Here is a 26,602-nt window from a genome sequence, read left to right on the forward strand (position 1 = left end):
AGAATCCCACGGCAAAGGCGAGCGCTATCGCTTCTCCAGCTTCAAATCCTCCGCTACGCTTCTACCTGCTTCTATATAAGCTGAACTAGAAAAATTCACATGAAAAACGGAGTAGACGGAATGGTGCTGTACAAGCGAAGCGGTCGCTTTTGTCCCCGGATTTCTACCCTACTCATAGGTTCAATTCAAGAAATACGGGGGCGGTGGCGATGGGAAGCACCATCTGTCTGCGTAGTGGCGCTACATGTAACTTTTAAGTTCAGCTTATTTAATGCATCATTTTTGATATGGGAAAAGGGAATAGAGATGTTGGGACGAATGGGTAGTTACAGTGAAAGACTATGATTTTGCAATATGATAAAAGAAAGGGTGAAGCGTGTGCTCAAGGTGCAGCAGGTGAGCAAGTGGTATGAGGGCAACCGGGGCGTACATAAGCTGGATTTTGAAATGCAGCGTGGCGAGATTGTTGGGTTTCTGGGGCCTAATGGTGCAGGCAAAACGACGACGATGCGCATGATTACAGGGTATCTCCAGCCGAATGAGGGAGTGATTACGATTGATGGCATCCCGATTCAGGAGCAGGGCAGACAGGCTCGTTCCAAAATCGGTTATTTGCCGGAAACGCCCCCTCTGTATGGAGATATGTCCGTTCGATCCTATTTAAAGTTTGTGGCAAGCATTCGAGATGTGCCTGCGAGAGAACAAAAGCTGCGCATTTCCGAGATGATTTCCCGGCTTGGGCTGAACGGGCGTGAAAAGCAACTGGTACGCAGTTTTTCCAAAGGGTATAAGCAGCGTTTGGGACTGGCGGGGGCGATTATTCATAACCCGGATTTGCTGGTGCTGGATGAGCCGACCTCAGGTTTGGACCCGAATCAGATTCTCGAAATTCGCCAGCTCATTCAGGAGATTGGAGAAAATCATACGGTGCTGCTCAGCACACATATTTTACCCGAGGTGGACGCCTTGTGTAATCGGGTTCTTATCATCCATGAGGGTGAGTTGGTGCTGGATGGACGGCCTGAGGAGCTCGGCGGTTCGATGGAAGACGGATTTAAGGTAAAAGTAGAGATCAAAGGCAGCCGTGAGCAGGTGCTGAACGTTCTTCGCGGTTGGGGGAAAGTAGAGGTGGAGCTATTAACATCTGGCCTGTCTCAAGCTAACACGAAGCAGACTGCAACTGAGGAAGATTTGACCGGATGCTTACTGACAGGCGCTTCCAGTGAGGATTTCCGTGAGGAGCTTTTTTATGTGCTGTCTGGTGCGAAGCTTCCGATTTTAGAGTTGAAAAAAGAAAGCCTCAGCTTGGAAAATATATTCCAGCAGTTAACGACTCGCGAATCAAAAGCAGGTCAGGCCGATCAAGTGAATGTAGTGGAACAAGTCCAGCATTCGACGGAAAATGAAATTTCCGCAGGTGTTGCTGAGGACAGCCAAGAAGCTGCGTCCGGCAACAACAAAGCCGGGCAAGACAAGGGCACAGGAGGTGAGCGGCCATGAGGCGCTTGTTCGCGGTCTGTCAAAAGGAGCTGCAAGCCTATCTATGGACGCCGACAACGTATTTTGCGCTTGCGGTGTACATGCTGCTGACGGGGCTGCTCTTTTACACGAATTTTGTCATGTATCAGCCAAGCATCCTGGATTATCGGCTGGTACTCGGTGACACGCTGTCCATGCTGGTGTTCGTCGTCCCACTGCTCACGATGAGGCTGGTTGCGGAGGAATTCAGGCAGGGTACGGATGAGCTGTTACTTACCTCGCCTGTGAGTGTGACGGAAATGATTGTGGGTAAATTTTTGGCGTCGCTGGGCATGTTGCTGATTTTGGTGCTGTGCAGCCTGGCGTATCCGGTCGTGATGTCCTTTTACGGGTCGCTGGACTGGACACTCGTATTTACATCCGCAATCGGTCTGTTTATGCTGGGTGCAGCCATGATGGCCATTGGTCTGTTCGCTTCGACGCTTTCGCAGCACCAGATGATGTCTGCGGTCGTCAGCTTTATTATTTTGCTTGTATTTTGGATGCTGGATTCGTTTGGTGGACAAACAGGCGCGTCTGCGGCATTGCAGCAATGGCTGGAGCCTTTTTCACTAACCGCACGGTTTGACAGCTTCACCAAAGGATTGCTGAACGGAGCCGATGTGCTGTATTACGTGACGGTGGCGGCGCTCTTTTTGTTATTCAGCATTCAGGTGGTCGAACGGAAACGGTGGAGGTGATGAACATGAAAAAATGGCTGGGTCATACTAACAGTGTGGTATTGTCGGTTGCTGCTGTAGGTATTTTTATTTTGCTGACGTTGTTTCTGCGTTCGCTGGGAGGCTTTCAGCTAGATTTGACGGCAGGCAAACAGTATACGTTGTCTGATCAGACATTAACGGCCATTCAGGGAGTGAAGGGAGACGTGCGTCTGATTGCTTTTACCGTATCGACTTCGCAAAATCAAAAGCTGAACCGGGACGTTACGGATATGCTGAGGGAATACGCCAAGCGTAACAGCAAGCTCAAGGTCGAGCAATATGATCTGAATCAGGAGCCGCTGCTGGCCAAGGAATACGGTGTCACCGAAGCATCCATCGTGCTGGTTCAGGGTGAGAAAAAACGTGTTATTGATATAGGTAGTCTGTTTTCACAGGCACAGGGAAGTAGCGAGGGGGCGTACCAGTTTACCGGGGAAGAAAAGCTGACCAGCGGACTGCTGGGGCTATCGTCTACCCGCCAGGGAAAAGCTGTGTTCCTAACCGGACATGAGGAGATCCCTTTGTCCCAAATGACCGGATTGAGCAATTCACTGGCGCAGGATAATGTGAAAACAGAAGAAGTGCAGCTCAATCAGGCGGGTAGCGTGCCTAAAGATGCATCGGTGCTGGCTATTGTTGGGCCGCAACGGGATATCAGAGCGACGGAGCTGAAAAGCATTCGCACCTACTTGAGTGGTGGTGGAAAGCTTTTTCTGGCGTTGGGCTTTCATCCGAACATGCAATCGGACTGGAAAAATCTTGACGCACTGGCGGCTGATTACGGTGTGAAGGATACACATGCGATCGTGGTGGATCAGGAGCAGACGAATACGCTTGGACCTCTGTTTACAGTGCCCACCTTTGGCAGTCATGCGATTACGGATAAGCTGGCTGCGTCCAATCTGTACCCGGTGCTTTCGCTGTCCATTGCTCTGCAAGCAGGGGAGCAGAAGAATTGGAAGACTACGGCCTTGCTCAAATCTTCTGCAGCCAGCTATGGCGAAACGAATATTCAAGGGCTGCTGAACAACGAAACACAGAAGGATGACAAGGACCCGCAGGGGCCGCTTGATCTGGGTTACGCGGTAGATGGCAAGGACGGCAAGCCTAAAGCAATTATTCTCGGAACGTCGGCCCTTCTGAGCGACACCGAGATCAGCACGGGAGGCAATCGGGATTTTGTCCTGAACAGTCTGAATTATGTACAGGAACAATCTGACGGGCTTACCATTCGTCCTCGTCAGGAGCAGGATTATAAGGTGGTTTATTTGACTCCTGCGCAAGCGAAGACTATATTGACCCTATCCGTGATCGGATTGCCGTTGTTGTTCGCGGCAGCCGGAATCTTATTATGGTGGAGGCGAAGAAGAGCATGAGAAAATGGATACCCACAGTGCTGCTGTTAGTTGTATTGGGAGCGGGTATAGTCTATGCCAAGAGCCAAAACTTTTTTCGTGAACAAGCTCCTGCAGCTCGCCAGTTGGTTCAGCTTACGCAGGGGAATATTACGTCTTTTGCTATAACAGGGAAGGAAGGCAAGTCGGTCGAACTTACCCAACATGATGGCAAATGGAGCATGAGCAAGCCTCAGTCTTATCCGTTAAACGGCTATATGATTGATAATTGGTTAGCCGCTATTCAAAACGTGAAGCTTGGTGAGGTGGTGGAATCTTCTCCAAAAGACGTAGCCAAATACGGAATCAGCGCTACCAACAACCAAATTCAGATCAAGACCAAGGATGGAAGCGAGCATACTTTTGCTTTTGGTGAAACGCTGCCTTCCGGTGATGCTGTCTATGTGCTGTCAGATAAAAAAGAAGTGGCTTCTGTACCTATGGACGCTCTTTCCGGGTTGCTACTGGGTGCAGCCGATTTTACGGATACGACGCCGTTCGACTGGGATGATGACAAGCTGAGCGGACTGGAGTGGGAAGGTCAGTCAGCCTCCTGGATGCTCAAGTCTTCCGGTGACGGAGGAACGGTGGAAAGCTCTTCCACAGCTTGGACGCTGAATGGAAAGTCGGTAACCAGTGATGTGGGGACTTCCTTATCACAGCAAATCAAGAATCTGGCCAGCAGCCAGTCTTTGCGCAAAGCATCCGAACTGAACAAACCTGTTCATCGCTTTACGTTGAGCGTATCGCTGGGCAAGCAGGACAATCCACAGTTGGTGTATCAGGGCTGGACGGTAAACGGTGACCCGGATACTGTATGGGTTGTGCCACCGCAAAGCAACTGGGCGTATGGGCTGTCGGCATCAGACGTGGAGCGTATTGAACAAGCTGGACATGACCAGGCTCAAACTGGAAAATAAACGTTAGAAATAGTAATGTACGGCAAAGAGGCTCCATCGGCGGATCATCGTCGATTGGAGCTTTTTTGTGTTCGTTACTCGTCAGGCTTGCCGCTTTTGGAAGAATGCCGGTTCCCATCGTTTAATTCCTTGATGACCTCAATCAGCTCATGAAGCGAGAGATCCAGCTTATCCAGTTTTTCTTCCATGGTGTGCAGGATGTGCCGCAACAAAATAAAGCAAAGACCTGCCGGAAAGCCTAGTTGGTTATGATAGAAAGAGCATCATCCATCTGCAATGGTTTCCCTCCTTTTTAGCCATATATAAAGGAAGGTAAATAAAAAGAACCGTATACAACCAGATCAAAAAATAGTATAATAAATAAGAACAAGTGTTCTGTTCTGGTTGTAAAATATGTTCTCAAATTACCCTATAATACGAGGATTTCGAAAAGCCAAATCCAAAGAGAAAGGGTGGTTTATGATGAATCAATCTCAGCTAACATTGGTTGAACAATATCGTAAAAAGCTGTACCGCATTGCATGGAGAATTCAGTATCGTGCTCGGGTACAAATGAATCATGAATTTGTTATGGAAAAGAACGAAGCCGTCGCTACTCCATCTTTTACAGACTCTGCAAACTCTAAAATGTACACTCTACAGCTCATTAACTCTCTACCATCTGAGATCGGAAAAGCCATCATCTTTGACCTTTACATACTAGACAAAACCGAAGCACAGATTGCAAGAGAACTGAAGCTATCCCAACAGGCGGTGAATAAATGGAAAAAGAAAATGCTGAATCAATTATCTCAGATGCTGAGTTCATCAAACTGCTCCAATTAGCACGAGGCGGAGATCAGGAAGCTATGAGCAGGATACTTCATTTGTTCAAGGAAGATATTCAGAAAACCAGCCGGTATATCCGCATGTCCCGTGAGGATGCCGTTCAAAGTATCGTGGCTGATTTTATAGAAGAACTGCGGCAAGAGTTAAAGACAGATCAATAGAAAAAGTGGACAATGGATATAGCCTTGTCTATCCTTATCGGTAGGTTTAACTTATTTAACGGAGGGCTTATAAGTTTATGAGTGATAACAGGGCTTCTTTTGAAAAAAATATGAAGATGTATCCAGTCAACAGTATTCGTTCCAATGTCATCATTCTTGTTTTATTACTGTTAGATCTGTTTTTGATTATCCCCTTAGTGGGAAATCCCTACATTGCAGTTTACGTTTATGTACTGATGCCACCGATTGTTCTGATAAACATTTGGGCCCTTGTACTGGTTATAATGCCACGCAAATTGCAGTTGAATTACATTTTATTCCGTGGTGTATTTGGTTTGGTTTGTTCTATTGGCTTCATGATCATGACACAAAAGTTTGCTTATGGCATGTTGGGTCTGGATACTCCATGGTATTTTATAGGTTCTTTTGCCGTTTATGGAGTCGCCTTGTATTACTATATAAAATATGATTTGGCGAAATTCAAAGATCCTTCAAATAAGAAAAAACCAAAAGTCAAGAAAAAAAACAAGCGAGAGTCTGTAGTAACTATTACCACATTTACTGGGGCCGGTTATCTGATAGCCAATCTTTCCATCGGATTTGCTACACAACAATTAGTTGCCACAGTATTGATGAGTGTATACTCCATGCTGGCATTTGTTCTTTTTCATTTTATTATGGAGCTACACCGCTACTATTGGCTTAATAAGCTGAGGAATCAGACATCAGATTGAACACAACGAATGGATTACAAAGTATTTCCTCTATCAAGATGTTTTGCAATAATGAAGAAGCCTGCGAACGCCCAAACTATAATGGGTGTTTCGCAGGCTTTTTAGGTTGTAGATTTATTTAATCAACATACTTATTTCCGTCAGCATCAATATAGACGGATTGAACAGCTGTGCGGCGATACGGATATCCTGCCTCTGTGGTGCCGTTAATTTCATAGGTTACGGAATAGATGCCGGGCTTGTCCGCTTTGGACAGCTCGATTTGTCCGGTGGGATTAACGGTTTTTTGCTGTACCGTCAGACCTTTGGTCGCAGGAGTCATTCCTTGCTGTGGGTCACCGTAGTATTGCACCTGATAGGTGACTTGCGTAACGCTGTCAGGGGAATTCTGTGGCTCCAGATTCAGCTTCGGACCTACGGCATTGAGCTTGTATTTTAGTTCAGGCACCTGAGCAGCATGGTAGCGAGCGATCAGAAGATACGCTCCTTTATCAGGAATCGTGGCGTTCAGTTTATAGATACCCGGTTTTGGATTTTAATGACGGCGTTATGATGCCAGGCACCAGCAAAAATTTCGTCATCATAACCTGCTTTCAGATTAACGATCTCGCTGGTACCGTCAGGCTTGGACAGCTCAAGTCTACTTACACGTTTATCGCTGATCCAGTCCAAATCAATGGATTTGACGCCATTTTCAACGGTAAGGGTTTCTGAGGCTTTACCGTTATAGTCGCCGCCTCGGATAAAGTAGGAATTGTCGATATCGCTATAGGTGGATTGTAATGCAGAGGCAGTCAAGGAAGATGCTGAAAGTGCCTCAGATTCCTGATTCAATGCTGGAGTATTCGCTTGGAGGTAAGGTTGGATCAGGGAGAAGACGTAAGATCCGGTACGAACTTTGGCATGATCCCAGGGTCCGACTTTAACTACACGTCCACCGGGAAGCTTGGCATTGTCGACTGTGACTAGTCCATCATTCTTGCCAAAGGATGAGAGGTAAAGTCCGCCCAGTATGTAGGAAGCGCTGCCGTCGGACCAGTTATCACCAGCAAACGTGAAGAATGGGATTGTAGTTGCGTTGCTGAGTGCATCGGTCTTGGATCGGTAATACTTCATATAAGAGGTTTGTAAAGTAGAGGTGCCGGGATTTTGTGAGCCAATAATATCTGCCAGCCACCCGGCCCAGCTACTGTATGCGAGATCTGCAAGTTGTGAGCCATGATGGGGACTGCTGAGGGTGATCACACGTTGTACATAGGGAGCGGCTCCGTTATATGCAAGAGCGGTTTGAGTATCCACTCCACCTTTGCTGTGGGCAATGATGATGAGTTTTTTTCCAAAGTGATTACTAATGACCTTAATTTTGTCGGCTAGAAGCTTTCCATTGTCCCACATATCCTGTGATGTGCCATTTGCATCGTACAGATTAACGGTGGCCGTCTGGTATCCGGCGTCACGTGCGCGCTGAAGCATGTCGTTATTATTCTTCCAGACTTCCGCGCTGCTGTTCAAACCATGTACAAATAATAGTGCGGGCTTGGCAGGATCAACGCGATTAGGTGGTGGGCCTTCTGCCCAGCTTCCTCCAGGATCTTTCGGGGATTGGGGTGTAGTGGAGCCTGCAAAAGCGCCGACGGGGACAAGAGTGACGGATAACAAAAAAATGAGCATCAAAACGGTGATCTTTTTCAAACTGAAAATCCTCCTTTGTAAAATAAAGTATTTTTCAAGCTTATTATACATGCCATCTTGTGGTAAATCATCAATTGTATTTCATATTTACATTAAAATTTTATTTTTTAGTCATTTTTTAGTCAGCATAGCCCTGAGAATCATAGCGCATCCTATTCACGTCACACATTTTATATGTATGGAGGATGAGTTCATGCCAGTAACTAAGAAGGTCATCAGTTTTACGATTTCTGCTGCTTTACTCGCCAGCATGGCTGCTTTGACTGGATGTGGGGAAGCAGATAATCGTAACGTCCGCACGAACAATACCCGTTACAATGCACAGAACACACAGATGGATGGTATGAACCGTTTCGGGGTCAAGTCCAATGGTATGGACGGAATGCGGCTGAATGAAAATGCCAACGGAAATGCCAACGGAAATGGAAACCGTGTCGGTAATCTGCGTGTAGATCGTTCCCTATCCAATCGCATATCTGAGCTGCCAGATGTAAAATCAGCGACGGTACTGGTTGGTGAACGTAATGCCTATGTAGCGGTTTCCTTGAATGATCAAGGAAACGGAACAGGTGTCGGTACTCCGAGCGTCAACGGTACTGAGCGTAACAGGAATGTACCGAGTGTGAATGGTGTTAATGGTACTAGAGGGAACCGTACTACAGATACTACAACGCCGGGAATGACTGACAATGGTGTTACCGGGAATGGAACACCTGCGCGTCGTGATGATGGTTTGTTCGGTACGATGGGTACAGGCTCGTACGGTATGTTGCGTGGCTTGACGGACAACAATCGTACAGATAACACTAATACCACAATCGAGGGAGCAAGAACTGCATACGAACCAAGTGATGAAGTCAAGAGCCGTATTGCTAACAAAGTTAAGCAATTTGCACCTTCGATTGAACAGGTGTATGTATCGGCTAACCCGGACTTTATCAAACAAACCACTGACTTTTCGCGCAGTGTGCAAAATGGTCGTCCGATCAGAGGCTTGAGCAATGAAATGGTGGATGTGATTGAACGTGTATTCCCGACCTCTGCGGCAGATACAAACCGTCCAACAGAAGGATCAACAACGGCACCAACTCGTCCACAAAATCATACCCCTGCACCTCTGAATCATCGCTAATTCACCACATATGTGTGTAATGCCAAAAAAAGAGCTATCCATCTCGGCGGATGACCGCCGGGGGATAGCTTTTTGGTTTAGGGGTAATCATAATACTGAATTATCTTCGCACTCCTTTGATCCATACGCCTTGCAGCTTCAAGTCTGCATCCAGTAACAGAACGTCTGCTTGTTTACCTGCTGCAAGCAAACCTGTCCGATGCGCAATGTTCAGGGACTTAGCCGGATTCAGGCTGGCTGCTTGTGATGCCTCGGGAATAGTCAGACCCACATGACGAACCAGATATCGGAAGCCTTCAATCATCGTCAGCGTGCTTCCTGCCAGAGTCACGCCATCCTCCAGCCGTGCCACACCGCCCTGCACGATTACTGGTAAATCGCCGAGTGTGTAATGTCCGTCCTCCAGCCCGGTGGCAGACATCGCATCGGTAATCAGAATGAGATTGTGCTCCTGTTTCAGCTTGGCGAGCAGGGAGACAGCAGCGGGATGCACGTGGATACCGTCCGCGATCACCTCCGCTTCAATGCGCGAATCAGCAAGCACGGCTCCGACGGCTCCCGGCTTGCGGTGATGCAGCGGAGTCATGGCATTGAACGCATGCACCGCATGGTTCAGGCCCGCCGCCGTTGCGCGTTCCACTTCTTCATACGTGGCATCCGTATGACCGAGAGCCGCAGTAATGTTATGGCTGTGCAGCCATGCAATCAGCTCCAGTGCGCCTTCCCGTTCGGGCGCAAGCGTCAACTGGCGGACAAGGCCCGGATAGCGCTGCTCCCATTCCTTCGCCCAGGCCAGATTAGGTGGTTGAATGTGCTCCGGGTTTTGCGCTCCCGGCCAGTTTGGGCTAATGAACGGCCCTTCCAAATGTACGCCCTCCAGTTGTGCATAGGGCATAGGCTGCGTCATGTAGGCGTGAACCTCACTTAGCACCCGGTCGATTCGATCCTTGGGTGCGGTCATCGTAGTAGCCAGCATTGCGGTCGTTCCTTGGGAGCCGTGAAAAGAGGTAATCGTATCCAGCACCTGCGGATTGGCGTCCATAAAGTCCTCGCCGTTACCCCCGTGAACATGAATATCTATGAAGCCCGGCAGCAGATAGCCACCTTCCAATCGCACAATGTTTGCCCCCACCGCTGCACCATCACTCTTATTTTGCACTGCTGCTGCAACTAGATCAGCAGGCAAATCATCCTCTGCACCAGCATATACGATGGATTGCCCCTCTATGGCGACAACCCCTTTTTCAATCATGTGATTCCCTATAACGACTTGTCCATACAACAGTTGGGTTAAATCACCATTCGTTTCATCCGAGTTCAATTCAACCAGCCTCCCGCTTCCTGATCCAGTAAAATCAGCACGTTGGGATGACATTGCAGCAGGGAAGCCGGGCATTCTGTGGTTACAGGTCCGGTGAAAGCTTGCTTTACAATGTCTGCCTTATCCGCGCCAAAAGCGACCAGTACAATTTGTTTCGCCTTTAAAATTGTGCCAACCCCCATCGTGACTGCTTGCTTGGGTACAGCATCTATACTACCAAAAAATCGGGCATTCGCTGCGCGCGTTCCCTCTTCCAAATCCACCACATGTGTGATTCCCGTCAGGTTGTGCCCAGGTTCATTAAAGCCGATATGACCGTTGTGACCAATGCCGAGCAATTGGAGATCGACGGGTCCATGATCCAGAATTGCCTGCTCGTGGGCCGCACATTCTGCTGCCAGATCGGACGCATTACCGTCAGGTACGCGCGTATGGGCAAGAGGAATGTCGATGTGCTGAAACAAGTGCTCATTCATAAAGCTGCGGTAGCTCTGCGGATGTTCCGGGGGAAGACCAACGTATTCATCGAGATTCACGGAGTAGGCTCGTGCAAAGCTCACCTGGCCCTTACGGTACATTTCTGCAAGGTGACGGTAAATACCTATGGGTGTACTTCCGGTAGCGAGGCCCAGCATGGCCTGTGGCTTGTTCAGCAGTAAGCTGGCGATCACAGCGGCAGCGGTAGCATTCAGGTCTTCACGGCTGTTCAAAATACGTATGTTCATCTTCAGTGGCCCCTGGTTGTTTTTTGAGCTTGCTTACTTGTTGATACGAACCTTCCAGTCTCGGAATATATTTGTCAAAATCCGCGCTGACCATACCTGTAAACAGGATATCTATGATATGAAGCTGGGCAATGCGGGACGCCATATCTCCACGCCGCATCCCTTCTTCCAGCGAGGAGGAAAACAGCGCAATATCCGCAATACCCGCCAGCGTGTTATTTCCGAAGGAGGTCAGGGACAATGTTTTGGCCCCCTGTTCCTGTGCGCAGCGCAGAGCCGCGATGGTTTCCTGGGTTTCCCCCGAATAGGAGACGGCAAAGGCGACATCTCCCGGCCCGAGCGAGGAGGCAGAGGTAATCTGCATGTGCGAATCCGCGAAGGCGGTACTATTTTTCCCAATACGAATGAGCTTCTGATAAAAATCCTGCGCCACAATCGAGGAGGTTGCCATACCGTACAGATCAATGCGACTTGTGGCGGACAGCCATGCAATCGCCTGCTCCAGTTTGCCAAAATCCAGCAGTCGGGTCGTATCCGCAATGGATGCGGTATGATTCGCCTCTATAGCTTCCACGATACGAGAGAGCGAATTTCCGGCGACGATGTCCTGATAGGAGGTTTCACCGTCACTGTTCGAACGGGGCAGCTCGGCGGCCAGCTTCATTTTGAAATCCGGATAGCCTTTAAAATGCAGTGATTTGCAAAACCGTGTAACGGTCGCTGGACTCACGCCACAACGCTCCGACAGCTCCCGAATGCCCAGATGCAACACCTCTCCCGGAGCTTGCAGAATGGATTCCGCCAGCTTGCGCTCTTGCACGGGAAGCTGCTCCAGTCTGTGGGTTAAGGTATGAAGAATGGGGGACATGAGCTGCGCTCCTTTGGCTGTAGAGTATTTCACATGAAAATAAATATCGTAAAAATTAACATTAAAAAGAAAACTATTTTCATATCTATTGTAAAATAATCCTGTCGCACTTGCAAGCAGTTGGAGGCAAGATGTGAGCAAGTTTTACGAAAAAAGATAGCGAAAATTGTCGAAATCATCATACATTAATTTACATATTGCGAGATATATTTACAAAACAACCTATTGACTTGTCTCTTAAATGGAGGAGTATAATTGAATAAAGTTCCAGTGTAGGAATTTTTCGAGGAGCTTTGCAGATGGCATGGTCGGGCGGAACGAATAGGATCATTCACAAGGAGGAGTTTGCTATGCAAAGCCAAGTGATTGAAATGATCAGCGCGGTCAAGGAAGATCCTGAGCTGGTCAGTAAGCTGGATGGACATTCGGACATTATTCATGATGCAGGACTGGATTCGTTGCAGTTGGTTCATTTCATGCTGCAAGTGGAGGATGCGTTTGACGTGGAAATTGATTTTGATTCCTTTGAGCTGGAGCATTTGGGTTCGGTAGATGCGTTTTGCAGCTACATTCAGGGGATTAGCGATGCGGAAAAAGCGCCGCACCCGGAGGGAATGGAGACGGTCTGACGTACAGCTTGGTACATGTGCCTGAAAATCCATTAAACGAGGTGTTAGCATGCAGCCCAAAAGCAATGTGCTGATTGATGAGAAGGCGTTCAAGCTCATCAAGCGCAACCTGAAAAACGCTTCTGTATCTTACCGTAACGCAACACAGGACCCTGCTTTCAAAACGGACATGCCCCAGACGATCGGCATTAAGCTGACCAACCGCTGCAACCTGAGATGTACGCACTGCTTTGAATGGAACGAGGAAGGCTATCATCATCAAATGGATAAAGAGGAGCAAAACATGGATCTTGCCCCGGATATGCTTCGGCAAATTTTGAGCGAGACCAAGGAGGCCAAGTCCCGGCTGTATATGTGGGGCGGAGAACCGATGTTTCATCGGCGTTTTGACGAAATTTTGGACGTGCTGGCGGAAGATCGGCGCGAAATGACCTTTTGTACCAATGGACTACTCATTGATAAATATTTGGACCGGATTTTGGATTTATCTGAAAATCTGGAGCTGTTAATAGCGATTGAAGGCTTTGAAAGAGAACATGATCTGATTCGCGGTAAAGGCACCTTTCAAAAAACGATGCGGCAGATGGATAAGCTGATTGAACTGCGTGACCAGGGATTGTACAAGGGACGGGTGACCGTCCATGCCGTCATTAACGATAACATGATCGGACGGATGTACGAGTTTCTGCAAATGCTGGAGGACAAGAGGCTGGATCTGGTGCTGTTGACGTTCCCCTGGTACATTTCCAAAGAAACCTCCCTCAAAATGGATGAATATTTTACACGTAACTTCTCTTGGCTCCGACAATTGGAGGAAAAAAATATTAGTAGCTGGCATGCTTTCAAATATAAAATCAACCCGGATAACATCGATCCTTTGATGCAGGAGCTACAGCGGATTAATGAGCGGGTGTGGAACATTCGCGTGCGCTATCAGCCTGGTCTGGACTATGAGGAGATCGACAAATTTATACATGGTGAGGAAATGGTCAGCCGTTGCTCCAATCATTGCTTGGCACTCACTTCCAGAACGGATATTTTGCCGGATGGAAAGGTCATGCCTTGCAAATTTTTTAGTGAATTTACGATTGGAAGCTTGCGTGACCACAGCCTGAAGGAAATCTGGAATTCGGATGCGTATGAGAAAACACGCCAAACGATTAATCACGAAGGATTAACGCCGGTGTGCTCCAAATGCAGCGTATTGTATCTGCACGGAGCTGGCTCCCTGAAATATATTTAGTTTTCGATCGCAGTTGTTTCTTACTGGATGGAAGAGAGGGATGACAGGACGTGACGACTAAAACCATTAACCTTGTGGAAGCGCTTGCCCATGAACGCGATCATGGAGTCCTGATTTGGCTGTTTAATATTGGCGCAGAGCAGGTATGGCATCCGTCCCCCCGTAAGGGGGGGATGGTAGATCGTGATGAACAGCAGGTGGTAAATCGGATGGAGGAAATGAATCTTCTGTTGTGCCGAAGTCAGGATGTGATCGTGCTGCGAGAACAGCCGGATCAGGCTTTTCTGGACATGCTTCAGCGATTGGGCTTTAGCCTGCCGCGTATTGAGGTGCCGGAGCCTTCTGATCCATTAACGCCGATTTCGGAGCTGGTGCTGGCGGACGAGGCACTTTTGGCACGGCTGCGTGTGGTTGGGGAAGCAGGCCACGGTAGTAACGGAGCCAAAGCGTGGCTTGTTCCATATGCGGTTACCCCGCAGGAGGAAGCGATTGCGGAGCACTGTGGACTGGAGCTGATCGGGGCTCCGTCCTCAGTCAGCGCCCGGGTGAATGATAAAATATTCAGCCGCCTGACTGCGCAAAAGCTTGGTTTTGCCGTCAGCGAGGGGGCTGTATGTGCAGATGAAGCGGCGATCCGCAGGGAGTGTGGCAGACTGGCCGACTTGTCGGACGGGCCTGTGAAGCTGATCATTAAGCAGCCGCATGGCGCATCGGGACAAGGCATGTATATGCTGGACGAGCTGTCCAAACTGGATACGCTGTTGAGTGTGATGAAACGCTTTGGCGGCTCATCGCCTTCTTCTGGAGGCTGGCTGGTGGAGCGCTGGCATAACAAGCAGATGGATCTGAACTACCAGCTCTGTATTGACGAGGGCGGCGGGGTGACGATGTTTTCGCTGAAAAGGCAAAACGTGGACGGCACGGTGTACACCGGGTCCCGTGTTCCGGCTGAACTTGGCGATGCGCTGGAAGAAGAAGTGAGACGCTGCGCTTACCAGTTGGGAACGTATCTGTATTCCATCGGTTATACAGGCATGGCTTCCATTGACGGTTTTGTTGATGAAGGAGGATTGCTGGTTCCGGTGATCGAGATTAACGGCAGGTTTACCCTGTCTACCTATATTTCGTTCCTGTCTTCGGTATTGGGAGAGCAGCATAAAACGCTGTCCCGCTACTACCGCAACATTACCACCACACCGCTGACCTACAGCCGCTTGTGTGGCTTGCTGGCAGAGGAAGGCTTGCTCTACACGCCCGAACGCCCCGAAGGGGTGTTTGTTTATACGGCAGGTACGTTGTCCGGTACTCCGGTGAAGCGGGGCTATGTGAATCGGATTTTCACGCTTATTATGGCAGATAGTTGGCAGGAAGCCGAAGCCTATGCGCACAGGCTGGAAGGTGTCATTGCGGGATTGGCAAGCTCATAAATCGGGAGGAATTTAGGATGAAAACAGATGTGTACCATGTAGTACCCTTGCTGGAAAAGGTATTGAAGCTGGCTCCGGGAGAGCTGGAACAGTTGACTCCGGAGCAGGATTTGCGAACCTTGGGGTTGAATTCCCTATCCGCTGTTGAATTGATTGTAGAGCTGGAAAATGAGCTGGATATTACGATGGAGGACGACGATCTGGTGCTGGAGCATCTTTCTACACTTCAAGGCATTGAACGTCTGCTGGGCAAATATGCATAAGGGGGCGGCAGAGATCAGACCTGTGCAGGCATCGGGCATGAAGAACGTTCATGACTCCGTTGACGATTACGCTGCTGAAGAAATTATAGATGCTCCTCCAGGCAAGCACTGTGTATATTCATCCCTGCGCACCTCGCTGCGGCGGTATGGCGTGAACATGGCGGAATCCGAGCTGTTCATGCTGTGCGGCAGTATGTGCGCGGAATATAGCGGAGATTTGAAGCGCTTCGGTCCCGAGAAATATCCGGAGCAGCTTCAGGAAATGGCAGCCAGTGGCGGTCCGGTGATTCGGGTGGAGCCGTGGATTGTTGGTGTAAGCGATGAAACCGACCTGCTGCGGGCGCTGACATCAGGCTACGGTACGATGCTGCACACATCGAGTACCGCTTTAACCTACCACGATGTGTATGTGAAAAATTACCCAAGGGGCCATGTCATTGAGCTGTCTGGACTGGACTTGCAGGAGCGAACAGCACAGGTAAATGACAGCTTCCTGCTGGATTCTTCGGGCCATGCCATGACTTATGTCGGTTCGGCCCGGCTCGACGATCTGATGCAGGGCATTATTGAATATGCCTGGGTGGTGGAACAGCCCGCGCCGCTTTCGCCAGGCGAACTGCATGCGGCGTGTGCATACCATATTCGTCAATATGTGACTGGACATGAAGCGGTCTGGAGAGGTGTACCTTCGTCCTATGACCCGGGAAATAACCCCGGAAATGTCGCAGTTGGCAAACAGGTAAAGCGCGGAGATGAGGGCTACCGGGCCTTTGTCGAGGATTTCCGCCTGCTGACAGACATGGAGGATGCGGACTTCCGTACGTACTGCCATGAAATCTATTACAATCTGCGTTTGGGCAGCGCACTTCATCTGACCGATTATACGGCGGATTATTGCATGCTGCATGAAGCCACATTGGGACCGCGGGCGCAGCATGTGATGAAATTGGCGCAGTCATTGCATGCGGAGTGGCATAAGCTCAACCTGCATATCTACAAAACAGGTCTTCAACTGCGCAAGCATCGGATGCCTGACATTACCGAACGCGCCCTCAGCTTGATTGACAAACAGCGGCATATGCTGGAGGAATTGATGTTTTTAGCCGAGCAGGCAGCCGAGTAGTTCAGGCAAGCCAGATATGTAAATCGTATCAGGTAAACCGCTCAGGCCAGTTGTATCACGAATACTCAACAAGGTGTCACGGACAGATGAAAGAGGAGGGAGAATTGAATGCCGTCCATTACATTGAATCAATTGTCGAAAACGTTTACGTACTATAAAAAGGAGCCGGGCGTGCGCAAGTCATTACAAAACCTGTTCAGGCGGGAAAAACTGACCAAGGAGGCCGTACGGGATATCAGCTTCACCATTGAGGAAGGAGAAATTGTCGGATTTCTTGGCCCGAACGGGGCGGGCAAAACAACGACGCTCAAAATGCTGTCCGGCATTCTCCATCCCACTGACGGGGAGGCATCGGTACTCGGCTTTACCCCGTGGAAGCGACAAAAAGAGTTTAAACGTCAGTTTTCCATCGTGATGGGACAGAAAAACCAGCTCTGGTGGGATTTACCTGCAAGCGAGTCGTTCGAGCTGAACAAGCTTATTTACGAAATAGATGAAAGTCGTTACAAGGAGGCGCTAGACGAGCTGGTTACCCTGCTTGGGGTGGAGGAGCAGCTTCATGTTCAGGTTCGGCGCTTATCTCTCGGCGAGCGTATGAAAATGGAGCTGATTGCTGCGCTGCTGCATCGTCCACGGGTCATTTTGCTGGATGAGCCGACCATCGGACTGGACCTTGTTTCTCAGCGGCGGATTCGTGAGTTTTTCAAAGCCTATAACCGTACGCATCGGACGACCATCCTGCTGACAAGCCACTACATGAAGGACATTGAGGATTTATGCAGCAGATCCATCATTATCAGCGGGGGCAGACTGGTGTATGACGGAGACTTGCACAAGGTGAATGAGGTCATCGGTGCTCGTAAATTGCTCAAGGTTCGACTGGAGACCCCTGTGCCTAACCTGACGTTGGCGGGACTTGGCAAGCTGCGCTCCAACTCGGAGCTGGAGGCGGTATTTGAGCTGGATGCAGAAGATACTCTAACCTGGTCCAAAAAGATTTTGGATGCGTTGCCTGTCGTTGATTTTACGATTGAGGACGTCCCGTTGGAAGAGGGGATAGCCAATTTGTACGATGGAGGCAGGCTGGCCGATGCGAAATAATAAATACATGAAGGTGCTCCAGCTTGGCATGCAAAACGAAATGGAATACCGGGCCAATTACTGGCTCCAGATGGCGGGATTTATGTTGCCGATCATGACACAAATTTTTCTCTGGCTCGCGGTATTCGGCTCTTCGGGACAAGCAAGGGTGCTGGGCTACTCTTTGTCGGAAATGCTGGTGTATGTAGTCATGGCAGGGGTAACCGGGAAGCTGATCGCCACGGGGTTTGAATACGAAATTGCTACAGACATCAAGGAAGGCGGACTGGCCAAATTCATGGTGCAGCCTGTACATTATTTTGCTTACCGTTTTTGTCGGTTTATTGGAGGCAAGGCGGTACAGTCCGCAGTGGTGCTGCTGGCGGCTGCGATTCTACTGCTGTGCCTTAGCCTGGAAGGACAAATCAGCTTCGGGCTGTCGTATATCCTGCTTTACATATTGGCGTTGCCGGGGGCGCTGGTGCTCAATTTTGTGGTCTATTACGCGCTGAGCGGCATAGCCTTTTGGGTGACGGAATCGGCGGGACTGTTTTACACGCTGTCGCTCGTCATTTATGTAGCTAGTGGCACGGTGTTTCCGTTGACGATTTTTGGAGACGTTTTGGCCCGCATGTTCAGTTTGCTACCGTTCAGCTACACCGTATTTTTTCCGGTGAATGCATTAACGGGCAAGCTGACCATGCTGGAAGCCGCTGAAGGCATTGGCGTGCAATGGCTCTGGATTGTAGTGCTGGCGGCCGTATCGCGCCGGGTGTGGCAAGCCGGGGTCAAACGCTTTGTCTCGGTAGGAGGTTAACATGAAAAATGTTTACCGAAACGTTGGACGTTACATTCGGCTGTACTGGAAGTTCATCCAGTTTTCCGTCATGTCTCAGATGGAATACCGCATTAATTTCATTACTGCTTTTCTGGTCGAAACCGCTTATTTGCTCATCAAGCTGCTGTACGCCTCGGTTCCATACCGGGCCGGGACGGATATTAACGGCTGGTCTCCTGACGCGGTGCTGCTATATATCGGCGTATTTACGATGATGAGCGGCTTTTACAGCGGCTTGTTTTACAGCAATTTTACAAGTCTGCCTGACAAAATCCGTACCGGTTCACTGGACGTGCTTATGACCAAGCCGGTATCCCTGCAATTTATGGTGACGCTGCGGCAATTTGAGCTGGGCTACACCGTTCCGAACGTAGTCGGCGGCGGAATCATGACGGGCATTGGCTGGGTTCGGCTCGGTCTGCCGTTCAACATTGAGACGGTCGGGGGTTTTTCTGTGCTGCTCGGTTGCGGAGTGTTGACGGCCTATTCCGTGTTTTTGCTGCCCCAACTGCTGGCTTTCTGGATCATCCGCACGAACGGGGTGACGGAGCTGTCCAACAGCATTTTCGAGACAAACTATGTGCCGATGGCGGTGTATAGCAACCTGATCCAGCGTATCGGCCTGTTCGTGCTTCCGGTGTTTGTGATTTGTAATTTTCCACCGATGTTTATTCTGGGCAAAATGGAACCCGGCTTGATCATATGGGCATTCCTCGCCCCGATCTGGCTACTGGCGGTGATCCGCTTTATATGGCAGTTTGCCTTGCGTGATTATACGAGTGCAAGCCAGTAGCGCTACCGTAATAGCAGGCTAATAACGAAGCAGGAAAGGAAGCGAATCATATGAATGCGATACCGAACCAGCGTCATTTGTATATGGGAACGTTCGAAGCGGAGGTGTACTGGCGGGATGCCCAGTTAGCTTCCCTGCCCGCCATTCCTGACCGGGCTTCTTCTGCGATTGTAGCAGCTATGGATGAGCTTCTGTTCAGCTTTTGTCAGCCGGGAGACGCGTTGTTGACCCGCTATGCGATTTCGCCTGTGCATCGTCAGTATATTGCGCAGTTGGGTTTTCGCCCGGCTGTGAATGAACGGGATTTGACTGACGGAACGGAGCAGGCGGGGAATGTGTCGGCGGCTTCTGTTTTTGAATTGCTGGGCAGTCGCAAGGCCGATACCAGTACGGGGTTACCGCAACTGGAGGGATGTGTGCTTAGCCCGTTTGCGGGTTTGCCGCATGTCGAGGAGGCCGCACGCGCCTGGGGAATTACGCTGCATCAGCCGCCGCTGGAAACGATCCGCAAGGTGAATGCCAAAACCTATTCTTCCGATTTAAAACGCAGTCTCGGACTGCGCCATCCCGGCTATATTGTGACTTCGTTTGCGGATGTAGCTGAGGTGGGACGCAAGCTGCTGCGGGATGGAAGCTTTTTAATCAAGGATGATTTTGGCGTATCGGGCAAAGGAAACCTGCACATTACCTCAACGCAGATGCTGGACCGGATTGTATCGTATTTACGTGGGCAGGAACGAAAAGGCAAACGGGTACTGTTCCTCCTGGAGCCTTTCTTGGAGAAGGAGCAGGATTTTTCATGCCAATTTATGATTGGTGATAACGGAAGTGTCGATATTCTGTCTGTGCAATGGCTGGCTAACACCCAATTTGCCTATCGGGAATCGTTGTCGCCGGATAAGGCTTTTATGGAGCGGCTGGAGCGCGAGGGCTATTTTCGCTTAATGCAGGATGTAGGGAAACAGCTGTATCAGGACGGTTATTACGGCGACGTCTGCATTGACTCGATGACACTCCGTGGCGGGAAGCTGGAGCCTATTATCGAAATTAACGCCCGTAAATCCATGAGTCTGATCAAGCACCAATTGGACACCTTTTTGGCTGGAAAAAATATGCGCGGCACGCTGACGAATTATTCATTGTCCCATGATGGCAGTCTGTCCTATGAAGAATTGCTGGAAGGGCTGGAATGTGAAGGACTGCTGTTCACAGGTGAAAGTGAAGAAGGCGTGATGCCGCTGGGCGCCAATACGCTGTATGTGAACACGGGTGGACGAGATGGCGAAAACAGGAATGCAGGTCATAAAAGCACCCCAAGCAGAAAAACAACGGAGCGCGGGGGCAGATCGTCTGCCAAGCAGGTTCGCGTTAGCGGCATTGGCAGTGGCAGTGGTGACAGCCTAACTGTGTCTGGCGGGTCGGAGGGCCTAGCTGATTTTCAAGGTAAAGAAGAGGCGACTGGAAGTGAGCGGACGCGAGGGAAAGGTCGTCTTTACTTGGAACTAGTTGCCGCGGGTGAAGAGGAAAAAATGCGTCTGACTTCGAAACTGGAGCATTTTTGGCGGAGCATCATTTTACAGTGCTGAATTAACGGGAGGCGTATGAGCATGAGCGAGAGTATGCATCAGAGTATGAAGGTAACGATTTTGTGTTCTGGTTTCGGATTGGGCTTTTATACCCCCGGCTTGCTGATGCAAGCGGGTCTTCGCAGGCTGGGCGTGGAGACGGCGATTCATGTATTTGAAAATGTGCTCCCCGAGTCGGCCCGTCTCAAGGTGGACAAAAGCCGCAAAGCGTACCATGACAATTTCGCTGTAGCCTTAATGTCACAGAAGGTTCCGCAGGATATGCGCAATTCGCTTGATCTCGCTGCCATGGAAGTATTGCTGACCCGATGGATGGAGGAGGATCGGCAGCATTTTATATGCTTGTCCGGCCATTGGATGTATGTACTGGAGGAGTATCGCAAGCGCAGAGAACCGGGATCGGTGCATGTGGACATTGTGTATATGGATTCCACGCCTTCTCCTTCGTGGAAAAATCTTGCCAAGCATAACCCGCACTTTGCCGATGGGTGTGGAGAAACGACATTTTTTGAAAATGACCAAAATAGAATCAGCCACTATATTGATGTCCCGGCTGTGGAGCATGTTCCATTTGAAGCACGGCAATCCCGCTTATTTGTGCATGGCGGCGGTTGGGGCATGGGCACGTACCGTGAAAAGGTCGGACGGCTGGAAGAGACGGGCTGGGAGCTGGATTTGCTGCTGTATGATCAGGATCAGCCGGATGAACAGCGGGACGGTATGCGTTATTTCCGAATGGACCCGCAGTGGAGAACATGGCAACGGAATGAAGCCGGTGAGCATACATTTCCGCCTTTCGGTGAGGTGAAGGCTGGCGAGGAGACGTTGTATGAGGTCGGGGCGGATTACCATGGCATGCTGGATCAGGCATGTCATGTCCAGGCCATTGTTAGCAAGCCTGGCGGGGGCAGTCTGACAGATTCGTTCGCTACAGCCACTCCACTCATTATGCTGGAGCCGTTCGGTGTACATGAGATGCATAATGCGGATCTGTGGGAACGGCTGAGACTGGGGATACGGTATGATACGTGGATGCAAATTTATGGCGGCAGCGCTGAGATTCTGGAGGACATGCATCGGAGGATCGTGGAGTTGCGAAGTCAGACACCACGCTATGTGGAGGCATATGTGAGGAACGCTCAGGTGCGGACAAGCTCAATGGGATTGGAGAAAGGGTCATGAACGCCGCAGCAGCGGCGCAAGAGCCTGCAGTACGGGATATCCGCTTTGGCCTCATTGGCTGTTCAGCCATTGCACCTCGCGCGCTGCTGGAGCCAATTCGGCACGTTGCCGGGGCCCGTGTAACCGCGCTTGCGAACCGGACCGTTGCCAAGGCAGGAGATCTGGCGGACCGTTTCGGCGTTAGTGTCGTTTATCGGCATGCCAAGGATCTGTTGAGCGACCCGGAGATTGACGCCGTGTATATTGCGCTGAGCAATGATCTGCACGCCGAGTGGATCGGTAAAGCATTACAGGCTCACAAGCATGTGCTTGTAGAGAAGCCGTTATGTCTGAATCCGGCGGAGCTGGCTCCCCTGGAAGCGGCAGTCGGTCAGAGCAGCGCTCATCTGCTGGAAGGAGTCATGGTGCAGCACCATCCTTGGCAGCGCGAGCTGCGCAATATTGTGGATTCCGGTCGCTATGGCCGTTTGCGCTCCATAGCGACCAGCCTGTGCATTCCCGCAAAGGACGGGCATGCGGAGAATTACAGATCCCGACCCGAGCAGGGCGGGGGATGCTTTTGGGATTTGGGCGTGTATTGGCTCCAGTTTCTTCAGGCAGTCATTGGACTGGAACAGGTGGAATTTCGCAGTCAATCGGATTTCGATGGTCCTAACGGATGTGACTGGACATTTCGTGCACAGGCCCGTTATCTGGAGGGATTGGAGGCATCCGCCCTCTTTTCATTCGAGCGGCCATACCGCTGCGCTCATGTATTAACCTTTGATTCGGCGGTAGTTACTTTGCAGGACTGCTTTCGGGCGAATCTGGGCTTTTATAAAATAACGCTCAAGACGGAAATAACGAAGGATACAATGGCAGACTCCAAAATTAAAACCGTTTTCGAGCCGATGAACTATTACGTCAATCAGTTGGATGCGTTCTGCAACATCATCCGGGGAGTCGCGGAGCCGATTCCGTTCCACGAGGCCGCCGAGCGCGTCAGATTGCTGGCAGCTATTCATGAGGCCGCCCGTTCAGGCACGACGATCTATGCGGTATAGGAAAAAGAAGAAGGGGGGAGATTCAGCAGATGGATAAAAAGGATGAAGCCTTGCTGAAACGCTTCGGTGAACATCCGACGCCATTTTACTACTACGATGGCGACGCGCTGCATGCTCATGTCAGCTCGCTGCTATCCCGTCTGCACCCGGCTGTGCGTGTGCATTACGCACTCAAGGCCAATGGGAACGTAGCCTTGGCGGGATTGCTTCGCACGTTAGGCTGCGGCGTCGAAATCGCTTCGGCCGGGGAAATGTTCGTCGCGATGGAGGCCGGTTATGCCCCAGAAGATGTGTTGTACGCCGGGCCGGGAAAAACGGTAGCCGAACTGAGTGAGGCGGTAGCCTGTGGAATCGGCAGCATTCATGTCGAGTCGGTGCGGGAGCTGCGCTTGCTGGAGGATATTGCTGCCCGAGCAGGCTTGTTTGTCCGCGCTGCGGTTCGTGTGAATCCCGATAACGATTTGTCGGGATCGACGATCAAAATGGGCGGCGTTCCTCGTCCCTTTGGTGTGGACGAGGGGCAGTTGGATCACTTTTTTACGGTGCTGGAAGATTGTCCACATGTATATTTCCAGGGCATTCAGGTGTATACAGGTACGCAAATGCTGAAAGCGGATCAGATTATAGCTTCATTTGCGAATACCCTTCAATTGGCAGAACGCATACAGGATCAGTATGGTGTTGCGATGCATACGGTAAATTTGGGCGGCGGGTTTGGTGTTCCTTATTTTACTCATGAGCAGCCTTTGGATATGGGACACGTGATCGACGGACTGAACGCGATGGCAGAGCAGACTCGATCCCGTCTGCCAGGTGTTACGCTGATTATTGAAAGCGGCAGATATCTGGTTGCTCAGGCAGGTATGTACGTCTGTAGGGCATTGTACACCAAGGAATCCAAGGGCGAGAAGTTCGTCGTGGCTGATGGCGGTATGAATCATTATGCCTCGGCTGCTTTTCGAGGACGTCGGATTAGGGACAACTATCCGGTGCGAATTATGCGTGGGCAAGGGGAGGGACAGGAAGTGGCGATTCAGATGGGACAGGGGAAGGACATGCCTGTTCAAGAGGCTACTGCTGAGCTGAGATTAGGGGAGGCGGCAGACCGGATAGAAGAGTTTTTGCCGCAAGAAGCAACCGTGGATCTGGAAACCGTGAGCATTGTCGGACCGCTTTGTACACCCGAGGATTGTCTTGTGAAAAAAGCGCAGCTTCCTCCGATTCAGGAGGGTGATTATATTGTCATTCCGAATGCAGGAGCTTATGGACTAAGCTATAGTCCGGTGCATTTTCTGGGACATGCTACGCCGGCGGAGCTGCTGGATTTTCGCGGTGAGGTACACGTGATTCGCGAGCACGGTGACCGTACAGACTTGCTGCATCACCAGCGTATGATTCCGTTGCTGGAGGATATTTTCTGATCGTAAAAATCAACACTCGCTTCTCGTGACTAAAAAAACGCCAAAACCGTCGGAGCCGATAGAGATCGGACCTGCGTTTTGACGTTTTTTTTCGTTATTTTTGCATTGTATGTGTTGCAGTTGGGACTTTAACGTTGCTTGGAGCTGCGCATTTCCTGACGTACAAGCTGCCACACCATGAAGATCAGCACAGCGACTTGTGGGATAAACGTTTCCCAAGTAGGATACATGCCCAGCCAGCTAATGGATGGCAGCGAAGAGGTCGTGTGCCCCGGAAGCTTGCCAGCCACTTGAAGTGAGTGAATACTTTCGCCCAGAAACCGGAATACGAGATAGTAAATCAGTACAGTGGCTGTCAGGAAAAAGGCGCGAATCGGCAATCGTACACTAAACTTGATGATCGCAAATGCCAGCACAACCAGTATGACAGTTGCCGAGCCAATACCAATCAGCAATTGAGAGGTTTCGATGGCAGGGGCCATACCGATATAAAAGATAGCCGTCTCGGCGCCTTCACGTAAAATCGCAAGTGCAGAAACTGCGAACAGCGACCACAGGCTACCACGCGCCAGCGCGCTGTCTACGCTGTTCTCGACAAAGCGGTTCCATGCGGCAGCATTGGATTTGGAATGTAGCCAGCTACCGACAGTCAGCATAAGCACGACCGCGATCAGTCCAGTCACACCCTCCAGCAGCTCACGCATGCTTCCCGATGCGGCGGCCGCGACCAGTGTGGTGAACAGCACTGCCAGGATTCCGCTCAGTACCAGCCCTGTTCCGGCACCGGCCCATATCCAGCGACCAGCCACAGCTTCGCCGCTTTTTTTGGCATACGCCAGCAGAGCCGCGAGCACGAGAATGGCTTCCAGCCCCTCACGCAGCAAAATCAGTGCCGCATCCCAAGCGGTGTAGGAACGTTCTTCCGTCAACGGACGGAGCCTTTCCAGCATCTGATCAAGGGTTTGGATGGCTTTGACTGTGTTCGGTGGAGAAGACAGCAGATAACCGGAGGCCTCGGTCATTTCATTTTCAATCGCGGTATAGGACGCCGGATCGGAAATTTGCACATGTCCTTCCACCGAAGGCCACAGGGCGATGAACCGCCCTACCTTGTCAGCCGCTTGCTCAGGCTGATTGGCTGCCGCATCCTGCCGTGCGGATTCGAGGAGCTTGACCGCATCACTTAGCGAAGCTACTGAACCATTAGCCGCGCTGTTTGCTCCAGCTTCTTGACCCGTATTCACCAACTTGCCTTGACTGTAATCCGACAACAAAGTCGTTAGCTCCTGCATTTCCTTGAGAGCCTGCTCTTGTCGTATTGGTTCGGCTTGCATGGAGATGCGAATTAGGCTGATTTTAGTTTCCAGCGCACTGTATACCGGAAAATTGTCCGAACGAATCGGTGTCTCCACCTGATACCATGCTTTTACGATCCGGTCGTAATCAGCGCGGGCCGCAGTCCAGTCGCCTTTTTGCATGGCAGCCAGACTGCCCTTCGCCATGGGGAGCAGCTTTTCCGCTGCTTTGGCTCCAGCCGGGGCGGGTTTGTCGCCTTCCGCAGCAGTCACAAATTCGTTGACCGAACGAGCTAGCACGGACAGTGCAGCTTTTGCTGGTTCTCCGCCGCCGCTGGCAAGCGCCTGCTCTGCATCCGCGAGAGCCTTGTCCACCGCTCTGATATGGGCTGCATCACCACCGTTTGTTTTGGCAGCTTCCCACAGCGTACGGAATTCTTTGACGTCCCTGGAGGCTTCCGTCCATTGGGATTGTCCCGCCTCCACCAGTGCACCACCCACCACAGGCATGAGCTGATCGTTGGAAGCAGCTTTGGTATCTGTTTGTGCGAAAGCGACCGACCCGGAGCCGGATATGAACGGAGTTGCTGTCAGCAGCAGAGACACCAGCAGAAACACCCATCCCAAGCTTTTATTGCGCCGATTCATATAAATCCCCTTCCTG

General features: G+C 50.5%; 24 protein-coding genes and 2 pseudogenes. 20 read left to right on the forward strand and 6 right to left on the reverse strand.

Annotated features, from left to right (window positions below):
* The first annotated feature begins 354 nt into the window (after window positions 1–354).
* From ASL14_RS18285 to ASL14_RS18300, 4 genes are read left to right on the forward strand one after another with little or no spacing between them, the layout of a single operon-like run.
* Window positions 355–1,500 (forward strand): ABC transporter ATP-binding protein, encoded by a 1,146-nt coding sequence (locus tag ASL14_RS18285; RefSeq protein ID WP_134912942.1) that lies wholly within the window; start codon window positions 355–357, stop codon window positions 1,498–1,500.
* On the forward strand, window positions 1,497–2,219 hold the full coding sequence (locus ASL14_RS18290) for an ABC transporter permease (protein ID WP_134912943.1): 723 nt from the start codon (window positions 1,497–1,499) through the stop codon (window positions 2,217–2,219). Before ASL14_RS18285 ends, ASL14_RS18290 begins: the two co-directional genes overlap by 4 nt.
* 5 nt (window positions 2,220–2,224) lie before the next feature.
* On the forward strand, window positions 2,225–3,616 hold the full coding sequence (locus ASL14_RS18295; protein ID WP_134912944.1) for a GldG family protein: 1,392 nt from the start codon (window positions 2,225–2,227) through the stop codon (window positions 3,614–3,616).
* Window positions 3,613–4,554, forward strand: a complete 942-nt coding sequence (locus ASL14_RS18300) for a DUF4340 domain-containing protein (protein ID WP_134912945.1) — start codon at window positions 3,613–3,615, stop codon at window positions 4,552–4,554. Before ASL14_RS18295 ends, ASL14_RS18300 begins: the two co-directional genes overlap by 4 nt.
* Window positions 4,555–4,628: 74 nt before the next feature.
* Here ASL14_RS18300 and ASL14_RS18305 read toward each other — a convergent pair whose 3' ends face one another.
* Window positions 4,629–4,766 (reverse strand): hypothetical protein, encoded by a 138-nt coding sequence (locus ASL14_RS18305; RefSeq protein ID WP_223264025.1) that lies wholly within the window; start codon window positions 4,764–4,766, stop codon window positions 4,629–4,631.
* A 250-nt stretch (window positions 4,767–5,016) separates the two neighbouring features.
* On the opposite strand from ASL14_RS18305, the gene ASL14_RS18310 reads away from it, so the two are divergent.
* From ASL14_RS18310 to ASL14_RS18320, 3 genes are all read left to right on the forward strand, one after another.
* Window positions 5,017–5,379 carry a sigma-70 family RNA polymerase sigma factor gene (locus ASL14_RS18310; RefSeq protein ID WP_134914571.1) on the forward strand — a complete coding sequence of 121 codons (363 nt, stop codon included), beginning with the start codon at window positions 5,017–5,019 and terminating at the stop codon, window positions 5,377–5,379.
* A 23-nt stretch (window positions 5,380–5,402) separates the two neighbouring features.
* Window positions 5,403–5,543 carry a hypothetical protein gene (locus ASL14_RS28830; protein ID WP_237171583.1) on the forward strand — a complete coding sequence of 47 codons (141 nt, stop codon included), beginning with the start codon at window positions 5,403–5,405 and terminating at the stop codon, window positions 5,541–5,543.
* A gap of 77 nt (window positions 5,544–5,620) precedes the next feature.
* On the forward strand, window positions 5,621–6,277 hold the full coding sequence (locus tag ASL14_RS18320) for a hypothetical protein (RefSeq protein ID WP_134912947.1): 657 nt from the start codon (window positions 5,621–5,623) through the stop codon (window positions 6,275–6,277).
* A 118-nt stretch (window positions 6,278–6,395) separates the two neighbouring features.
* Here ASL14_RS18320 and ASL14_RS18325 read toward each other — a convergent pair.
* Window positions 6,396–7,969: pseudogene (locus ASL14_RS18325) on the reverse strand (esterase/lipase family protein).
* 193 nt (window positions 7,970–8,162) lie between these two features.
* Between ASL14_RS18325 and ASL14_RS18330 the strand changes: the two are divergent.
* Window positions 8,163–9,101, forward strand: coding sequence for a YhcN/YlaJ family sporulation lipoprotein (locus ASL14_RS18330; RefSeq protein ID WP_134912948.1), 939 nt, complete (start codon window positions 8,163–8,165; stop codon window positions 9,099–9,101).
* A 100-nt stretch (window positions 9,102–9,201) separates the two neighbouring features.
* Here the strand turns inward: ASL14_RS18330 and nagA are convergent, their stop codons facing one another.
* From nagA to ASL14_RS18345, 3 genes are read right to left on the reverse strand one after another with little or no spacing between them, the layout of a single operon-like run.
* Window positions 9,202–10,422 (reverse strand): N-acetylglucosamine-6-phosphate deacetylase, encoded by a 1,221-nt coding sequence (gene nagA / locus ASL14_RS18335; protein ID WP_134912949.1) that lies wholly within the window; start codon window positions 10,420–10,422, stop codon window positions 9,202–9,204.
* A complete protein-coding gene (gene nagB / locus ASL14_RS18340; RefSeq protein WP_134912950.1) occupies window positions 10,419–11,147 on the reverse strand; it encodes a glucosamine-6-phosphate deaminase in 729 nt (242 codons plus the stop codon). The genes nagA and nagB overlap by 4 nt, the downstream gene beginning before the upstream one ends.
* The gene (locus tag ASL14_RS18345; RefSeq protein ID WP_134912951.1) at window positions 11,119–12,015 is read right to left on the reverse strand and encodes a MurR/RpiR family transcriptional regulator; all 897 of its coding nucleotides are present in this window, start codon (window positions 12,013–12,015) and stop codon (window positions 11,119–11,121) included. The genes nagB and ASL14_RS18345 overlap by 29 nt, the downstream gene beginning before the upstream one ends.
* Before the next feature lie 350 nt (window positions 12,016–12,365).
* On the opposite strand from ASL14_RS18345, the gene ASL14_RS18350 reads away from it, so the two are divergent.
* The 12 genes and pseudogenes from ASL14_RS18350 (at window position 12,366) to ASL14_RS18405 (ending at window position 24,643) form a co-directional block, all read left to right on the forward strand.
* On the forward strand, window positions 12,366–12,644 hold the full coding sequence (locus ASL14_RS18350; RefSeq protein ID WP_134912952.1) for an acyl carrier protein: 279 nt from the start codon (window positions 12,366–12,368) through the stop codon (window positions 12,642–12,644).
* A gap of 49 nt (window positions 12,645–12,693) precedes the next feature.
* Window positions 12,694–13,887, forward strand: a complete 1,194-nt coding sequence (locus ASL14_RS18355) for a radical SAM/SPASM domain-containing protein (RefSeq protein ID WP_134912953.1) — start codon at window positions 12,694–12,696, stop codon at window positions 13,885–13,887.
* Between the two features lie 50 nt (window positions 13,888–13,937).
* Window positions 13,938–15,314 carry a preATP grasp domain-containing protein gene (locus ASL14_RS18360; protein ID WP_134912954.1) on the forward strand — a complete coding sequence of 459 codons (1,377 nt, stop codon included), beginning with the start codon at window positions 13,938–13,940 and terminating at the stop codon, window positions 15,312–15,314.
* A 17-nt stretch (window positions 15,315–15,331) separates the two neighbouring features.
* Window positions 15,332–15,577, forward strand: a complete 246-nt coding sequence (locus ASL14_RS18365) for an acyl carrier protein (RefSeq protein WP_025682535.1) — start codon at window positions 15,332–15,334, stop codon at window positions 15,575–15,577.
* 37 nt (window positions 15,578–15,614) lie between these two features.
* Window positions 15,615–16,700 carry a hypothetical protein gene (locus tag ASL14_RS18370; RefSeq protein ID WP_223264028.1) on the forward strand — a complete coding sequence of 362 codons (1,086 nt, stop codon included), beginning with the start codon at window positions 15,615–15,617 and terminating at the stop codon, window positions 16,698–16,700.
* A 108-nt stretch (window positions 16,701–16,808) separates the two neighbouring features.
* Window positions 16,809–17,801 (forward strand): ABC transporter ATP-binding protein, encoded by a 993-nt coding sequence (locus ASL14_RS18375; protein ID WP_134912955.1) that lies wholly within the window; start codon window positions 16,809–16,811, stop codon window positions 17,799–17,801.
* A complete protein-coding gene (locus ASL14_RS18380; RefSeq protein ID WP_044645720.1) occupies window positions 17,791–18,597 on the forward strand; it encodes an ABC transporter permease in 807 nt (268 codons plus the stop codon). Before ASL14_RS18375 ends, ASL14_RS18380 begins: the two co-directional genes overlap by 11 nt.
* Before the next feature lies 1 nt (window position 18,598).
* Window positions 18,599–19,411 (forward strand): ABC transporter permease, encoded by an 813-nt coding sequence (locus ASL14_RS18385; RefSeq protein ID WP_134912956.1) that lies wholly within the window; start codon window positions 18,599–18,601, stop codon window positions 19,409–19,411.
* A 50-nt stretch (window positions 19,412–19,461) separates the two neighbouring features.
* Window positions 19,462–21,002: pseudogene (locus ASL14_RS18390) on the forward strand (hypothetical protein).
* Window positions 21,003–21,018: 16 nt separating this feature from the next.
* Window positions 21,019–22,179: a UDP-glucuronosyltransferase gene (locus ASL14_RS18395; protein WP_134912957.1), complete on the forward strand. Its 1,161-nt coding sequence runs from the start codon at window positions 21,019–21,021 to the stop codon at window positions 22,177–22,179.
* Window positions 22,176–23,222 (forward strand): Gfo/Idh/MocA family protein, encoded by a 1,047-nt coding sequence (locus ASL14_RS18400; RefSeq protein WP_134912958.1) that lies wholly within the window; start codon window positions 22,176–22,178, stop codon window positions 23,220–23,222. The genes ASL14_RS18395 and ASL14_RS18400 overlap by 4 nt, the downstream gene beginning before the upstream one ends.
* A gap of 29 nt (window positions 23,223–23,251) precedes the next feature.
* On the forward strand, window positions 23,252–24,643 hold the full coding sequence (locus ASL14_RS18405) for a type III PLP-dependent enzyme domain-containing protein (protein WP_134912959.1): 1,392 nt from the start codon (window positions 23,252–23,254) through the stop codon (window positions 24,641–24,643).
* Between the two features lie 128 nt (window positions 24,644–24,771).
* Here ASL14_RS18405 and ASL14_RS18410 read toward each other — a convergent pair whose 3' ends face one another.
* Window positions 24,772–26,586 carry an FTR1 family iron permease gene (locus ASL14_RS18410; protein WP_134912960.1) on the reverse strand — a complete coding sequence of 605 codons (1,815 nt, stop codon included), beginning with the start codon at window positions 26,584–26,586 and terminating at the stop codon, window positions 24,772–24,774.
* Window positions 26,587–26,602 lie beyond the last annotated feature (16 nt).

It is taken from the genome of Paenibacillus sp. IHB B 3084 (assembly GCF_001447315.1).
Taxonomy (GTDB): Bacteria; Bacillota; Bacilli; order Paenibacillales; family Paenibacillaceae; genus Paenibacillus.

Bases quoted from the DNA above. Each gene is read 5' to 3' on its own strand.
- ASL14_RS18285 (WP_134912942.1), top strand. From the start codon at position 355: ATGATAAAAGAAAGGGTGAAGCGTGTGCTCAAGGTGCAGCAGGTGAGC.
- ASL14_RS18290 (WP_134912943.1), top strand. From the start codon at position 1,497: ATGAGGCGCTTGTTCGCGGTCTGTCAAAAGGAGCTGCAAGCCTATCTA.
- ASL14_RS18295 (WP_134912944.1), top strand. From the start codon at position 2,225: ATGAAAAAATGGCTGGGTCATACTAACAGTGTGGTATTGTCGGTTGCT.
- ASL14_RS18300 (WP_134912945.1), top strand. From the start codon at position 3,613: ATGAGAAAATGGATACCCACAGTGCTGCTGTTAGTTGTATTGGGAGCG.
- ASL14_RS18310 (WP_134914571.1), top strand. From the start codon at position 5,017: ATGAATCAATCTCAGCTAACATTGGTTGAACAATATCGTAAAAAGCTG.
- ASL14_RS28830 (WP_237171583.1), top strand. From the start codon at position 5,403: ATGAGCAGGATACTTCATTTGTTCAAGGAAGATATTCAGAAAACCAGC.
- ASL14_RS18320 (WP_134912947.1), top strand. From the start codon at position 5,621: ATGAGTGATAACAGGGCTTCTTTTGAAAAAAATATGAAGATGTATCCA.
- ASL14_RS18330 (WP_134912948.1), top strand. From the start codon at position 8,163: ATGCCAGTAACTAAGAAGGTCATCAGTTTTACGATTTCTGCTGCTTTA.
- nagB (WP_134912950.1), bottom strand. From the start codon at position 11,147: ATGAACATACGTATTTTGAACAGCCGTGAAGACCTGAATGCTACCGCT.
- ASL14_RS18345 (WP_134912951.1), bottom strand. From the start codon at position 12,015: ATGTCCCCCATTCTTCATACCTTAACCCACAGACTGGAGCAGCTTCCC.
- ASL14_RS18350 (WP_134912952.1), top strand. From the start codon at position 12,366: ATGCAAAGCCAAGTGATTGAAATGATCAGCGCGGTCAAGGAAGATCCT.
- ASL14_RS18355 (WP_134912953.1), top strand. From the start codon at position 12,694: ATGCAGCCCAAAAGCAATGTGCTGATTGATGAGAAGGCGTTCAAGCTC.
- ASL14_RS18365 (WP_025682535.1), top strand. From the start codon at position 15,332: ATGAAAACAGATGTGTACCATGTAGTACCCTTGCTGGAAAAGGTATTG.
- ASL14_RS18370 (WP_223264028.1), top strand. From the start codon at position 15,615: ATGAAGAACGTTCATGACTCCGTTGACGATTACGCTGCTGAAGAAATT.
- ASL14_RS18375 (WP_134912955.1), top strand. From the start codon at position 16,809: ATGCCGTCCATTACATTGAATCAATTGTCGAAAACGTTTACGTACTAT.
- ASL14_RS18380 (WP_044645720.1), top strand. From the start codon at position 17,791: ATGCGAAATAATAAATACATGAAGGTGCTCCAGCTTGGCATGCAAAAC.
- ASL14_RS18385 (WP_134912956.1), top strand. From the start codon at position 18,599: ATGAAAAATGTTTACCGAAACGTTGGACGTTACATTCGGCTGTACTGG.
- ASL14_RS18395 (WP_134912957.1), top strand. From the start codon at position 21,019: ATGAGCGAGAGTATGCATCAGAGTATGAAGGTAACGATTTTGTGTTCT.
- ASL14_RS18400 (WP_134912958.1), top strand. From the start codon at position 22,176: ATGAACGCCGCAGCAGCGGCGCAAGAGCCTGCAGTACGGGATATCCGC.
- ASL14_RS18405 (WP_134912959.1), top strand. From the start codon at position 23,252: ATGGATAAAAAGGATGAAGCCTTGCTGAAACGCTTCGGTGAACATCCG.
- ASL14_RS18410 (WP_134912960.1), bottom strand. From the start codon at position 26,586: ATGAATCGGCGCAATAAAAGCTTGGGATGGGTGTTTCTGCTGGTGTCT.